Below are 12800 nucleotides of genomic sequence, written 5' to 3'. Positions count from 1 at the left end.
GTTCAGTCTTCAATTTGAAAAATCTCTTCTACTGGCATTTTCAGATAATGTGCCAGACGGATTGCAATTTCGAGAGAGGCATTTCGCTCACCACGCTCAATGCGTCCGATGGTATCACTGCAAGAACCGACAGCTTTTGCAAGATCTGCCTGAACGAGATTTCGTTCTTCACGGATATCTTTAAGTGTGTTGTTAATTGCCATTTTATCACTTCCTTTATTATTTTCAGCAAGAGCAGGCTAGAAGTCTGCAGTTGATCTTTAATGAAAACCAGGGATTTCTGCTCCTTTGCATTTTCCGATTACTTTCCCAAAGATTTTAAAAGAATCAGATTCATAAATCTGGATTGGATGATACTTTTCATTCAATGAAACCAGATAAACTCCATCCGGACCGTCATGTAGCTCTTTGATATAGGTATTGCCATTGAGATAGAAGATACCGATTTCACCGTTGGAGATACTGTCTTGTTTATGAACCCATGCAACATCTCCGGTATGATACATTGGTTCCATACTGTCACCAGATATACGGATTCCAAAATCCGTCTTTTCAGGTGCGAGATGACCGACATTGTAACTTTCTTTTACACTGTCTTCAATATAATTTCCAGTACCGGCAGAAGCTGGCTCTACTGCAATCGGCTGATAATTTTCAAATGGAATGATATCGGCTCTATGCGGAAGATACTTTCTGGACGCCCGCAGAAGATTGGCAAATTCAATAATCTTAGCTTTGCCGTCTTCATTCAAATTTTCCATGACATGATCAAATGGATTTTCACCTAAAAATTCTTCGTATATATCTTCAATATCTAAAATCTGACAAACTGTCAGGATTGTGTGTAAGGAGGGTTCTCTTGTTAGATTCTCCCATTTGGAGACTGCTTTCGTAGTAACTTCAATTCCTTCCTGAGCAAGTAAGTCCACCAGATCCGCCTGGGAGTAGCCTTTCCTTTTTCTGTTTTCTACTAATACTTCTCCGAAAGCACGCATATGTTCGCCTCATTTCTTTTTGATTTTTCTATATGCATTATAACCCGAATAAAATCAAAAATCAAGAAAAATCTCCAAAAGGGAGATAATACGACCAAGATGTCGCTTGACTATCTCCAATACGGAGATATATACTAAGCATACAGAAATTGATAAGACAATTAAGCAAACAGGGAGAAGGTGGTGGAGTTAATGGGAGACAGAACAATTCTTCATAGCGACATGAATTCATTTTATGCAAGTGTGGAAATGTTGCATCACCCGGAATTTGCCGGAATGCCTCTTGCAGTTGGCGGTGATCCGGAAGCTCGGCATGGAATTGTGCTGACAGCAAATTATATTGCAAAGCGAAAAGGTGTAAAGACCGGAATGGCATTATGGCAGGCAAAACAGATTTGCCCGGAAATCATATTTGTACCACCACGGATGGACTTGTATTTGAGATTTTCACAGATGGCAAGAGAAATCTATTCGGAGTATACGGACAAGATCGAGCCATATGGGATTGATGAAGCCTGGCTGGATGTATCAGATAGCAGAAATCTGAAAGGAAGCGGAATAACGATTGCAAGAGAAATCAGCCATCGGATTAAATATGAACTGGGTGTAACGGTAAGTATTGGAATTTCCTGGAATAAGATTTATGCGAAACTTGGTTCGGATTACAAAAAGCCAGATGCGATTACAGAGTTTAACCGGGAGAATTATAAAAGTATGATTTGGCAGCTTCCTGCATCGAATCTGCTTTATGTTGGAAGACAGACGCGGAAGAAACTTCAGAAGCTGGGGATCCGAACCATTGGGGAACTTGCAGAAAGTGATGAAACAATGCTAGAAAGCCATTTTGGAAAAATGGGAATTGTGTTATGGTCATTTGCAAATGGCTGGGACAATGATCCAGTTTGCAAAGACGGGTATGCAGCTCCGGTGAAGTCAATCGGCAATAGTACCACAACTCCAAGAGATTTGGAAGATGATCTGGATGTTTGGATTATTCAGATGGCACTAACAGAAAGCGTTGCAGCAAGATTGAGAAAGCATGGTTTTAAATGCAAAACGATAGAAATTACGGTTCGGGACAATGGCTTGTTTAGTTTTTCGAGGCAGAAACAATTACTTCATCCGACAAATATAACAGATGAAATTGTGACAGCAGCATTTCAGTTGTTTAAGGATCATTATAAATGGGAGCATCCAATCAGAAGCCTTGGTATACGAGCAGTAGATCTTGTGTTGGATGATATTCCCGTGCAGTTGGATTTATTTGGAAATCAGGAGAAAAAGGAAAAGTTAGAGAAGCTGGATCGTACTGTAGATGAGATCAGACGACGGTTTGGTTATTTCAGTATACAGCGAGCGGCAATGTATCAGGATAAAGTCTTATCCCACTTAGACGCTGGTACGCACACGATCCATCCACACAGTTATTTTCATGGGTAATTGGAGGGATAGATTTGAAAAAAGCATTAACCAAAAAACAGAAAGAAAGTTATCAGTGTATTTTGGATTATACGAAGGAGCATGGATATCCGCCGACAGTACGGGAATTTGGAAAAATGATCGGAGTAAGATCAACATCATCTGCTTTTTCCAGAATCAAACAGTTGGAGTTAAATGGATATATCCGCAGAATCCCGGCATCGCCAAGAGCAATTGAGATTTTATAGTGAGGTGTCGGCATGAACAAAGTATATGTAGATGTAGTAGCAGAGTTTCGGAAAGACGGACAGCTGGTTCCCATATTTTTTACATGGGAGGATGGAAGAAAGTATAGCATTGACAGAATTTTGAAAATCGAGCGATGCGCCAGCAGAAAGGCAGGCGGTGTAGGAATGATGTACATCTGTATGATACAGGGGCAGGAAAGCCACTTGTTTTACGAAGTGGATAAATGGTTTATGGAGAGAAAAACAGCATAAGGAGAGATTGGTATAGACGATATTATTTGGATTATTAACCGGCAGGGATAGTCACTTTCCCTTTATATTCCTGCAGGTTTTACATAAGAAGAGGGATTCCGGTCAGTAAAGGCAGCTCCCACAATGCCTTTTGGATATCCGCTTCTGCAAGTTGTAGTAAGTAATTGCTTCCCATCAAAATCATGGGGAAAGCGAACTGGTCTGAAAGACCGCCAGTTAGTGTGATGATGATAAGGAGATTTTGAAACTGATGACAGACAGAGATTATGCAATTAAATCAATGAAAGAAATTACCTTCCAGATGGCAAGTCATGCACAGGATTATCTGGAAGTTACAATCGAAAGACATTATACTGATATTAAAGAATTGATGACAAGCTATCAGAAATTGATTTTGGAAAATCAGATTGTGTTAGAAGAACTGGATATGGAATGCCAGGAGAAAATCAATGAAGATATGGCATATGCATTGAGTTATCTGAGCATTTATAACAGCCAGCTGAATGTGCCAAAGATGCACCGGGAGATGAATAATCTGATGATTATTTATGGATTGTCGGACATGATCTATCGGGGAATGACTTTGGTGAAGTTCTATGCACCGAATGGTGTGATGCTCAGTGAGATCCTTCATTCCTGTTTTTGCAGTCATTATAATAAGACAGATGTGGAAGTACAACAGGAGTTAGGAATAGGCAGGACTTCTTTTTATAAAATGAAGAAGCAGGCACTTGGGTATTTAGGATTTTATTTTTATGAGATCGTGGTACCGCAGGCAAAGGATAAAAGATTTAAACCGTCACTGGGCGTTGAGGAAGAGTAGGTGAATAATATGAGATACGAAGATTCGATGAAAGGTGTAGCTGCTCAGATAATCAAAGAACAGCTGAGAGCCAGTAAAATTAAAAACAATCCAGAAGAGTTCCATTGGCATGATGAATATGCAACGTTGAATTTCTTTCGGTTTATCTGCAAAAATATCGGTAACTTGGGAAATGGAGAAATTGAAAAAATGGTCACACGCTTGAAAAGCATAGATCAGAAAGCAGTGGAAAACCATGTGAATGGTGCTGTTTGGGCATTTGATTATGATAAGATGTTCTGTGTATTGATGGAGAATGAAATTTGCCGAAAGGTGTGTGAAAAGAATAAATATAATAGTTGGATGAAGCTGATTGGACAGTATTGTATCTCAATGGCTTAAAGATAAAGAAAGTTGCTGGAGAGAAAAAATATTCTCCAGCAACTTTGTCTTTGATGAATAAAGGTCAATTTTTTATTTAATTATTCTCACTATTATTTGATTCAGTGATTTTTTTCTTCTTTGGAGAAACCAGTTTGTGACCGGAATAAATGGACATGCCCATACAAAGCAATGAAGAATAGGCAAAGTATTTATGTGCAGTCATAGATTTTTTGATTCCAGAATAAATGCATCCCAACATACAGAAAAGTGCGCCTAAGGACCAGTATTTATGTGATTTCATGATTTGATACCTCCTTTGATTTAACTGATTCAATCATAACGCTTTTTTACGAAAATGCAAAGAAAAACTTTGAATATAGTTCTGTAGAATTAGAACTTGGCTTTGCGATTCTGTATATTTAAGATATCCACAAGTATACTAAATTCAGAACGATTATTCGTTCTGGAGGAGGTGTTACGATGGATTTGAAAGCAGTAGGACAGCGAATCAAATCAGCACGAGAAGCAAAAAATCTCACGCAAGAGGAACTGGCTGCATTAGTAAATTTAAGTCCAACGCATGTGAGTGTAATAGAGAGAGGCTTGAAAGTTACAAAATTGGATACCTTTGTTGCAATTGCAAATGCATTAGATGTTTCAGCAGATACTCTTTTGATTGATGTTGTGGCACATTCAGTTACAGGTGTTACCAATGAGCTGACAGAAAAAATTGAAAAACTTCCGATCAAAGAGCAGAAAAAAATCATCAAAGTAATTCACACATTATTGGAAGAGTGATATGACAAACTGGGAAGAGCGAGTAGCTCTTCTTTTTTTGACCTTTTATTCAGCTTTAAGTTGTAAAGTGTCTTTTCATGATAATAGAAATATGCTAAATTAGTTCTATAGAACAAGGTGTAATTCTACTTATATATTGGAGGAAAATGAATGAGAGAGAAAACTATTTATGAGAAGATTGCAGAAAAGTACAACACAACACCAGAAGAGGTACGCAGAGAAATGCAGATAGCCATAGATGCAGGATTTGATAATCCCGATCCGGCTGTGCAGGAAGAATGGAAGAAAATGACACTTAAAGGAGACAGACCCACACCGGAAGAAGTAATCAATTACGCAGTAAAAAAACTAAAAGGAAAATAAAAATATGAAGAAAAAGATAATTGCATTGATTTCAGGAGCAGTGATCTTGATAATTGCTGCAGGAAGTATTTATGGGAAATCTGAATCTGGTCATAAGGAAGGCGAACCGGATGTGGTAGGAACATTTTCCGTAAATCGGGATGAAAATCTAACCGTAGTCGCTAACCGGGAACATATCGAGGATAGAGAAGCGTTTGCAAGAGAACTTTTGCAGATGTACAAGGATGATTCATTTTATTCGACAAAATTCTCCACAGACAGGGGATATGCGACGAGCCTTGATATGAACATCTATTTATGGAAAGAGGATATTGAAGATGGGGAATCGGTAATGACAGCCGAATATAGACCTGTAGAATACGGAAAGGACTATGATGTAGTCAATAATCCTGATAAATTTCAACTATATATAGATGGAAAAGAAGTAGAAGAATAACACGGTGAACTTTTTATACTGAAATATGTACGATTCTAATAATGAGATGAACTTATGGGAATGTATTGCGGATACTTTGTGAACTTTATCCTGATACAATGATTATGCTGATGAAAGAAGGCATAGATAACTGAATACAAGAAAGAGACTAAAGCCTCAGTAGTTAAGAAAAAACTACTGGGGCTTTTTTTCGTGCCTGAATTTCTCAGCCAATAACTGCGGGCGTATCCCGGCAGGATAAAGGCGGAGCAGGCATGATCCTAAACAGAGGTCCGCCTTCTGGATTTGAAACGAGCAACAAGATTTCAAATTCAGGAGGAACGGATATGTATATTGAACACCCATATTTTTACGAAGGAAAGTATTACGCAAATATTGATGGAGAAATGATCGAGATTACAAAAGAAGTTGCGTATGCGATGAATAATTTTTACAGAAGCAGCAAGGCAAAAAAAGTTGAGATTAAGAATGAACTGGGTGAGGTTGTGGATAAGATGCTGAGAGAAGTACCTTACAGCGGTCAGTCCATTGATGGAGAAGGCTTCATGATTGAGGATTTTCCAGATCTGAACTGTGATGTGGAGCACTGTGTACTGACAAAAATGGAACAGCAGGATATTCACACAGTGATCAATCAACTGAACTCAGAGGAACGCATGATTATTTATGGCATTTTCTTTGAAAACAAGACACAGACACAGATGGCGGAGATTATGGGGATTTCCAGACAGATGCTGTCATACAAGCTGAAATCCACTCTTAATAAGATGCGTGAAATGTATATGAATAAATTTTTTTAAAAAATTTTTCAAAATCTTTTGCATCTGCCAAAGTCATTTGACTTTAGTAATTAGAGGAAGTTAAAGGACTTCCTAAAATGAACCATGATAACTGAATATCCAATAATAACTGACGTGACATTTCATGCAAAGAGCACGAGGAAGATGCCGCTATAGGATTATAAGACAAAACAAAGATTTTTAGTTCAGTCCGTAATGCTGCGAAAAAGCACTGACCGAAGCCAGCTGGCAGGCTGGTGATGCGATGATATGTATGAGATGCGATACACTTGCAGATCCTGAGAAGTCTGTAACTGGTAAACCTATGAACTGCTGGAGCCTGGAAACGAGAGTTTCCGGGGTGTGGTCCGGAGTATGCATCCGGGCAGGTTATTATTCCCTTCCTGCATATGCGGGAGTAACGATTCGGGGTATCGAGGATAAATAGAATCGAGCGAGCACTGTTTAATAATCAAATTGGCTATAGAGGTTATGCGGCAGAGCTTTCCTTATGGGAAAGAAACTCTGCCGTATTCCTGTGGAGCCAATATAGCGCTATGGATGCTTTACAAATAAAAATAATAGATTGGAGAGAGGACAAATGACAATCCGCAGAGGAGATATTTTATGGGCAGATCTCGGTATGTTTCCTACAACATCTGTTCAGGGTGGAATAAGACCGGTGATCGTAGTGAGTAATAATAAAGCCAATACATACAGTTCAGTCATAACGGTAGTTCCGCTGACATCAAGAATTTATAAGAAACGGTATTTGCCAACACATGTGTTTATCAGCAAATATGATATGACGGGAATCCGAAAAGGAAGTTTGGCACTGGCTGAACAGGTTATGAGCATTTCTACGAAATGTATTATTGAGAAATGCGGAAGAGTGAACAAGTGGAGCCTGGATCGGGTACTGAAAGCAGTACAGATTCAGATGGGAATGGAAGGAGAAGGGCATGACGGCAGAGGAATATAGAAATTATCTGGAGCAGGATTTCAGTGACGTAGATATAAATGAAATGACTGATCTACGGATGATAAAAGCAGACAGAAATAAATCGCTTCAGGAACGGAGAGATATTTTCCTGAATAAAGTAGGAAATCCTTATCTGGTCCGGATCGGTAATATGAAAGTAAAAGTCAGATTTGCCAATAACGGTATATCTATGGAGCAGGCATTTGAGAATATGCTTCTGAGTGTCTGAAAAAGTACTGGCAAGATTGAGGGGACTGTGTTAGAATGTCGGTAAGGACAAATTATGCAGCCCCCTTTTATTACATGGATTTTCTGACGTAATAAAAGGAGGTAAGATATGTATCAGAATATCAATAAAATCTATCATGCCGCCATCTATGTCAGATTATCTAAAGAAGATGGCGATATTTCCAGTTCAGCAAAACTGGAAAGTAACAGCATTTCTAACCAGAAAGCTTTGATTCTGGATTTCCTGAAAGACAAAAAAGATATAGAAGTTGTTTCAGTCCGAGTTGATGATGGCTACTCAGGCTCTAATTTTGATCGTCCTGCATTCCAGGCAATGCTGGAAGATATCCGGCGTGGGATTGTAGACTGCGTAGTGGTAAAAGATTTATCACGATTTGGAAGGGAATATATTGATTCCGGGAAGTATATCGAGAGATTATTCCCGGCTCTTGGTGTGCGTTTTATTGCCATCAATGACAATTATGACAGTCTCAAGGGAAAGAATCAGGCAGACGAAATTATTATCCCATTTAAGAATTTAATCAATGATGCTTATTGCCGTGACATTTCTATTAAGATCAGGAGTAATCTTGAGATTAAGAGGAAAAAAGGTGAGTGTGTGACTCCGTTTGTAGCTTTTGGATACAGGAAGACAAAGACAGATAAGCATAAATTAGAGATTGATCCATCTGCAGGCAGTGTAGTACAGGATATTTTTAAGATGAAGCTGCAGGGAATGAGTCAGGATGCGATCGCTAATCGTTTAAATGAACTGGGTATTCTTTCCCCATTTGAGTATAAAATCAGCAACGGCAGTCGTTATGAAACAGGCTTCCGGCAGAAAGAACAGGCACTTTGGAGTTCCGTTACCGTCCGCAGGATACTGGAAAACGAGGTTTATATCGGAAACCTTGTGCAGGGAAAAAGGACGACACCGAACCATAAAGTGAAGCAGACTTATGTGAAACCGGAAGATGACTGGATCCGGATTGAGAAAAATCATGAGCCATTGGTGAGTGACCGTGATTTTGAAATTGTTCAGAGACTTCTGGGCATGGATACACGTACTTCGCCTGACCAAAAGCAAGTATATCTGTTATCCGGAATTGCTGTATGTGCGGATTGTGGTGCACCTATGACAAGAAAGGTTTCTACTGTGGCAGGGAAAAAATATGCTTATTATCTATGTTCCGCAAATAAAGAAACAAAACGCTGTTCCAGTCATAGAATACCGGAAAAGGATCTGGAAGATGCCGTACTGGTGATGCTGAAACAGCATATCCAGAATATCCTGCACCTGAAAAGAGTCCTGGAATTTGTTGGTACTGTGCCATTTCAGGAGATCAATATGAAGAAGCTGCAGGACAGGCTGGAGAAGAAAAAACAGGAGACAGAACGTTGTAAGGAGTTACGGATGATGCTCTATTCGGATATGAAAGAGGGCATTGTATCAAAAGAAGACTATGTAGAGCTTCATGCAGCCTATGGAAAGAGGCTTAGAAATGCGGAAAAGAATATCCGTGCAATCCAGAAAGAAATGGATAGTGAGCTGGAAAAAGCAGACAATGCCAATACCTGGCTGGATTATTTTGTGAAATATCAGGATATTGAAGAACTGTCCCGCACAGTGGTGGTAGAACTGATCAGGAAAATCAGAGTATATGATAAAAAGAATATAGAGATCACTTTTGATTTTGATGATTGTTATCAGACATTGCTGAATCAATTACCGGCTATGGGAGTTGATACGGTAGTAGATGATGATAATAATCTGCAGGTCAAGGTAAAGGAGGTTGTATAAAATGGCACGAAAGAGTAGGAAAAACATTCCGGAAGTAGTCGGCAGTGCAACCGTCCAGACAGAGGTGAGAAGACCATTCCGGGCAGGATTGTATGCCAGAATTTCAATGGAAACAGAAGAAACATTAGAAAGAGGGACGATAGAAACCCAGGTGGAATTGATGAAAAACTTTGTAGCAGATACGGAAGATATTTCGGTTGCGGAAGTTTATAAGGACTCAGACTATTCAGGTACAAATTTTGACCGTCCTGGATTCGTACAGATGATGGAAGATATCAAGCATGGAAAAATCAATTGTGTTATTGTAAAAGATTTGTCCAGACTTGGAAGAAATTATGTCGAAACCAGCAACTATATTGAACGAGTATTTCCGTTTTTTCATGTAAGATTCCTGGCTGTGACAGATGATTTCGATTCCTTCAGAGAGGGTGTGGATCTTACAGTTCCACTGAAGAATATTATCAATGAGTTCTATTCGAAAGACCTTGCCAAAAAGAGCAGCAGCGCAAAAAAAGCTCTTTGGAAAAAAGGAAAATTTACAAGTGCCTGGGAACCGTATGGTTACAGAAAGTCAGAAGAAGACCATCATCAGCTGATCGTTGATGAAGAAGCTGCAGAACATTTGAAAAGTATATTTTCTATGTATATGGATGGCAGGAACTATAGTGATATTGCAAGACAGCTCAATAAAGATGGAGTTTTATCGCCGACTTTACAGAGAAAATTCTATAAAACCGGTGAGAAGCCGCTTCCGGAGTCAAAACCCTGGAACAATTATGAAGTGAAACGAGTTCTTCAGGATGTTCATTGCACAGGTGATTCTGTATTTGGAAAATATCAGCAAAGTGTTTTCCAGGGAAATAAACAGAGAAATCGACCAGAGAGTGAATGGGTGCATGTGGAGAACACGCATGAAGGGATTATAGATAGAGAGTTGTTTCAACAGGTACAATCTAAAATCCAGGAATATACGGAAGCTTATAAGAAGAAACATCAGCAGAACAATGGGGCTATTAGAAACCATAATTTCTATACAGGAAAGATATGGTGCGGAGGCTGTGGCAACCGCATGACGTTGTCCAGAGAAAGAAATGGCACATTCTTTTATATCTGCGGAGCCAATACTAACCATAAATCCGGAGGAAAGCAATGCAAAGGGCACAGAGTCAGAAAAGAATATGTGGATGACGATGTTCTTCGCCTGATCCAAACGCATATGAAAACCGTATTGGATACAGAAAAAATGATTCAGAAAATGAATGCAGCTTCCAAAAATCAGACACAGTACCTGCTTTTGGATAAAGAGGTAGGAAAACTTCGACGAGAACTAAGCCGTATCAGTAAGCGTAAATCGGATTTATATGAAGACTATTCCGAACGTTTGATTACAGAAGAAGAATACATACAGTTTTCTCGGATCTATTCCAATGAAATTGAGAATATCAAGAGCCGTCTGGACACAGTATTGGCGGCACAGGTTCGGTATTCCCAGGATTACCACATTGAAGAAGGCTGGGGAAATGTGATACATACTTATATGTCAAAGCGTAAGCTGACAAAAGAAATGGCAGATGCCTTTGTGGATTCAATTATTATCCATGGTAAGTATGATTATGAGATCAAGCTGGTATATGACGATCAGTTTGCAGATTTACAGAAACTAAAGAAAGAGAAGGAGGCGCAGTCAAGATGACAGATCTTAGAAAAACAGCTGTTTACATCCGTTTGTCTGCAGAAGATGACAATGTAGATGGCAGAGCCAAAAAAGAGAGCGACAGTGTAACTTCTCAGAGAATTCTGTTAAAATCATTTGTAATTGATGAGCTGGGTGTAGTTGAGTCGGATATTCTGGAATATGTGGATGACGGTGTCAGCGGTACTCATTTTAAAAGGCAGGGATTTCAACAGCTGCAGGATGACATGAAAAGCGGAGAAATCGGCTGTGTAGTTGTGAAAGACTTTTCCAGATTTGGAAGAGACTATTTGGAAGTTGGATTTTATATTGAATATATTTTTCCACTTCTACAGATTCGATTTATTTCGATTAATGACAGCTATGACAGTGCAGCAAGTAGCGGAATGACTGGTGGAATGAATGTAGCATTGCAGAATCTGGTATACAATATGTATAGCCTGGATTTGTCCAAGAAAATTTCATCAGCATTGCAGACAAGAACGAGAAATGGTACACGCCTTCCGGTAAATGCCAGATATGGCTATAAAAAAGGAAAAGATGGAAGGCTGGAAGTAGATCCAGAGGCTGCAAAAGTCGTGAAAATGATTTTTCGGATGGCAGCGGAAGGAACAAGTTTTGCGGATATTACAAGGGAATTGAACGGACAGGCGATTGCCACTTGTGATGAGCAGAAATTATCAAGAGGGGATCAGGTGCAGTTCCAGAGGTTTGACACGATCAAAAAGAAACACTGGAGCCCTACGACAGTAGCGGCAATTGTCCGGGATGAGATTTATATTGGAACCAGAATCTGGGGAAAAACACGTTGCAGTATGCATACCGGTCATAAAGCAGTTCTGAATGATGAAACAGAATGGGTTCGCCTGGAAAATCATCATACGGCAATTATAGACAGGGCATTGTTTGAAAAAGCAAATGAAATGCATCCGAAAAAGAAGAGAAGTGTTGCGGAATCACGTACCAATTTTACTCTGGAAAGACGTAAAAAACAGCCGGCATTGTTGCTATGTGCTAACTGCGGGCATTCTCTGCTAAAAGAAACAGAGCATTTGCTGAAATGTTCAGATGCCCGAACCAATGGAGATCCTGTGTGTCGAAGTCTGGTGATCCGGCGGGAACCGTTGGAGGAGAATATCCTTGGGCTTGTTCATCAGTATGCAGCGTCAATATTGGAAAAAGAAAAGAAAGTATCTTCCAACAGGCAATGCGACGACAAAGAGATCAATACCGCAGAATTGCAAAAACAGAGCCGACAGTTGACCTCGGAAAAGATGAAACTCTATGATGATTACAAAGATGGTCGTATAGATCGTGATTCGTATAAGCAGAGAGCAGGAAAGATAAGTGTACAGCTGGAGGAAATAAAACGAAAGATAGAAGATGCGGAGAATAGTAAAAAGCTTCTTGAACAAAATGAACTTTCTGATAAAATAAAACTAAAAGATTTCTTGGGAATTCAGAAGTTCGATACAGAGAAGCTGCGTGAGATTATCAAGGTGATCCGTGTTCATAGTCAGGATGAAATCGAAATCGAATGGAATTTTGACGATATTTTTTCAGAATAGAGGTAACTTGAGCAGGACAAGAATGACTTACCAGAAGATAATAAAGGTGCTG

Annotated in this window: 17 protein-coding genes; 14 read left to right on the top strand and 3 right to left on the bottom strand. The window is 39.4% G+C overall.

Annotated elements, in window-relative coordinates; all coding sequences use genetic code 11:
- Window positions 1–2: 2 nt before the first annotated feature.
- Window positions 3–203 carry a helix-turn-helix transcriptional regulator gene (locus tag ACESSZ_RS00610; protein ID WP_054335619.1) on the bottom strand — a complete coding sequence of 67 codons (201 nt, stop codon included), beginning with the start codon at window positions 201–203 and terminating at the stop codon, window positions 3–5.
- A gap of 57 nt (window positions 204–260) precedes the next feature.
- Entirely contained in the window at window positions 261–995 is a 735-nt protein-coding gene (locus ACESSZ_RS00605) for an XRE family transcriptional regulator (RefSeq protein WP_117457278.1), read from the bottom strand.
- Window positions 996–1187: 192 nt separating this feature from the next.
- Here ACESSZ_RS00605 and dinB point away from each other — a divergent pair, with 192 nt between their 5' ends.
- From dinB to ACESSZ_RS00580, 5 genes are all read left to right on the top strand, one after another.
- A complete protein-coding gene (gene dinB / locus ACESSZ_RS00600; RefSeq protein ID WP_161286422.1) occupies window positions 1188–2435 on the top strand; it encodes a DNA polymerase IV in 1248 nt (415 codons plus the stop codon).
- A gap of 14 nt (window positions 2436–2449) precedes the next feature.
- Complete coding sequence (locus ACESSZ_RS00595) at window positions 2450–2662, top strand: LexA family protein (protein ID WP_161286421.1); 213 nt, start codon at window positions 2450–2452, stop codon at window positions 2660–2662.
- Between the two features lie 12 nt (window positions 2663–2674).
- Window positions 2675–2914: a hypothetical protein gene (locus tag ACESSZ_RS00590; RefSeq protein WP_161286420.1), complete on the top strand. Its 240-nt coding sequence runs from the start codon at window positions 2675–2677 to the stop codon at window positions 2912–2914.
- Window positions 2915–3164: 250 nt separating this feature from the next.
- Window positions 3165–3737, top strand: coding sequence for an ArpU family phage packaging/lysis transcriptional regulator (locus tag ACESSZ_RS00585; protein WP_161286419.1), 573 nt, complete (start codon window positions 3165–3167; stop codon window positions 3735–3737).
- Window positions 3738–3746: 9 nt separating this feature from the next.
- The gene (locus ACESSZ_RS00580) at window positions 3747–4118 is read left to right on the top strand and encodes a hypothetical protein (RefSeq protein ID WP_055059686.1); all 372 of its coding nucleotides are present in this window, start codon (window positions 3747–3749) and stop codon (window positions 4116–4118) included.
- Window positions 4119–4194: 76 nt separating this feature from the next.
- Here the strand turns inward: ACESSZ_RS00580 and ACESSZ_RS00575 are convergent, their stop codons facing one another.
- On the bottom strand, window positions 4195–4401 hold the full coding sequence (locus ACESSZ_RS00575) for a DUF6219 family protein (protein WP_161286417.1): 207 nt from the start codon (window positions 4399–4401) through the stop codon (window positions 4195–4197).
- A 179-nt stretch (window positions 4402–4580) separates the two neighbouring features.
- On the opposite strand from ACESSZ_RS00575, the gene ACESSZ_RS00570 reads away from it, so the two are divergent.
- The 9 genes from ACESSZ_RS00570 to ACESSZ_RS00530 all read left to right on the top strand — a co-directional run bounded on the left by ACESSZ_RS00570 (window position 4581) and on the right by ACESSZ_RS00530 (window position 12748).
- Complete coding sequence (locus ACESSZ_RS00570; protein WP_008688152.1) at window positions 4581–4898, top strand: helix-turn-helix domain-containing protein; 318 nt, start codon at window positions 4581–4583, stop codon at window positions 4896–4898.
- Window positions 4899–5048: 150 nt separating this feature from the next.
- Entirely contained in the window at window positions 5049–5261 is a 213-nt protein-coding gene (locus tag ACESSZ_RS00565; RefSeq protein ID WP_029732086.1) for a sporulation initiation factor Spo0A C-terminal domain-containing protein, read from the top strand.
- 4 nt (window positions 5262–5265) lie between these two features.
- On the top strand, window positions 5266–5697 hold the full coding sequence (locus ACESSZ_RS00560) for a hypothetical protein (RefSeq protein WP_161286416.1): 432 nt from the start codon (window positions 5266–5268) through the stop codon (window positions 5695–5697).
- A gap of 326 nt (window positions 5698–6023) precedes the next feature.
- The gene (locus tag ACESSZ_RS00555) at window positions 6024–6497 is read left to right on the top strand and encodes a sigma factor-like helix-turn-helix DNA-binding protein (protein ID WP_172677211.1); all 474 of its coding nucleotides are present in this window, start codon (window positions 6024–6026) and stop codon (window positions 6495–6497) included.
- A 580-nt stretch (window positions 6498–7077) separates the two neighbouring features.
- Complete coding sequence (locus ACESSZ_RS00550) at window positions 7078–7458, top strand: type II toxin-antitoxin system PemK/MazF family toxin (RefSeq protein WP_161286413.1); 381 nt, start codon at window positions 7078–7080, stop codon at window positions 7456–7458.
- On the top strand, window positions 7439–7687 hold the full coding sequence (locus tag ACESSZ_RS00545; RefSeq protein ID WP_015568866.1) for a DUF6870 family protein: 249 nt from the start codon (window positions 7439–7441) through the stop codon (window positions 7685–7687). The genes ACESSZ_RS00550 and ACESSZ_RS00545 overlap by 20 nt, the downstream gene beginning before the upstream one ends.
- 108 nt (window positions 7688–7795) lie before the next feature.
- Entirely contained in the window at window positions 7796–9487 is a 1692-nt protein-coding gene (locus ACESSZ_RS00540; protein WP_161286412.1) for a recombinase family protein, read from the top strand.
- Between the two features lies 1 nt (window position 9488).
- Window positions 9489–11180, top strand: coding sequence for a recombinase family protein (locus tag ACESSZ_RS00535; protein ID WP_161286410.1), 1692 nt, complete (start codon window positions 9489–9491; stop codon window positions 11178–11180).
- Window positions 11177–12748, top strand: a complete 1572-nt coding sequence (locus ACESSZ_RS00530; RefSeq protein ID WP_026648813.1) for a recombinase family protein — start codon at window positions 11177–11179, stop codon at window positions 12746–12748. Before ACESSZ_RS00535 ends, ACESSZ_RS00530 begins: the two co-directional genes overlap by 4 nt.
- Window positions 12749–12800: the final 52 nt, after the last annotated feature.

It is taken from the genome of Eubacterium sp. 3_1_31, assembly GCF_964249515.1.
GTDB classification, from domain to species: domain Bacteria; phylum Bacillota_I; class Bacilli_A; order Erysipelotrichales; family Erysipelotrichaceae; genus Longicatena; species Longicatena caecimuris.
The sequence above is the reverse complement of the archived record's forward strand: the minus strand, read 5'-3'. Positions and strand labels throughout refer to the sequence as shown.

Excerpts from the sequence above, each read along its gene's own strand:
- ACESSZ_RS00610 (WP_054335619.1), bottom strand. The coding sequence starts at position 203 with ATGGCAATTAACAACACACTTAAAGATATCCGTGAAGAACGAAATCTC.
- ACESSZ_RS00605 (WP_117457278.1), bottom strand. The coding sequence starts at position 995 with ATGCGTGCTTTCGGAGAAGTATTAGTAGAAAACAGAAAAAGGAAAGGC.
- dinB (WP_161286422.1), top strand. The coding sequence starts at position 1,188 with ATGGGAGACAGAACAATTCTTCATAGCGACATGAATTCATTTTATGCA.
- ACESSZ_RS00590 (WP_161286420.1), top strand. The coding sequence starts at position 2,675 with ATGAACAAAGTATATGTAGATGTAGTAGCAGAGTTTCGGAAAGACGGA.
- ACESSZ_RS00585 (WP_161286419.1), top strand. The coding sequence starts at position 3,165 with ATGACAGACAGAGATTATGCAATTAAATCAATGAAAGAAATTACCTTC.
- ACESSZ_RS00580 (WP_055059686.1), top strand. The coding sequence starts at position 3,747 with ATGAGATACGAAGATTCGATGAAAGGTGTAGCTGCTCAGATAATCAAA.
- ACESSZ_RS00575 (WP_161286417.1), bottom strand. The coding sequence starts at position 4,401 with ATGAAATCACATAAATACTGGTCCTTAGGCGCACTTTTCTGTATGTTG.
- ACESSZ_RS00570 (WP_008688152.1), top strand. The coding sequence starts at position 4,581 with ATGGATTTGAAAGCAGTAGGACAGCGAATCAAATCAGCACGAGAAGCA.
- ACESSZ_RS00565 (WP_029732086.1), top strand. The coding sequence starts at position 5,049 with ATGAGAGAGAAAACTATTTATGAGAAGATTGCAGAAAAGTACAACACA.
- ACESSZ_RS00560 (WP_161286416.1), top strand. The coding sequence starts at position 5,266 with ATGAAGAAAAAGATAATTGCATTGATTTCAGGAGCAGTGATCTTGATA.
- ACESSZ_RS00555 (WP_172677211.1), top strand. The coding sequence starts at position 6,024 with ATGTATATTGAACACCCATATTTTTACGAAGGAAAGTATTACGCAAAT.
- ACESSZ_RS00550 (WP_161286413.1), top strand. The coding sequence starts at position 7,078 with ATGACAATCCGCAGAGGAGATATTTTATGGGCAGATCTCGGTATGTTT.
- ACESSZ_RS00545 (WP_015568866.1), top strand. The coding sequence starts at position 7,439 with ATGACGGCAGAGGAATATAGAAATTATCTGGAGCAGGATTTCAGTGAC.
- ACESSZ_RS00540 (WP_161286412.1), top strand. The coding sequence starts at position 7,796 with ATGTATCAGAATATCAATAAAATCTATCATGCCGCCATCTATGTCAGA.
- ACESSZ_RS00535 (WP_161286410.1), top strand. The coding sequence starts at position 9,489 with ATGGCACGAAAGAGTAGGAAAAACATTCCGGAAGTAGTCGGCAGTGCA.
- ACESSZ_RS00530 (WP_026648813.1), top strand. The coding sequence starts at position 11,177 with ATGACAGATCTTAGAAAAACAGCTGTTTACATCCGTTTGTCTGCAGAA.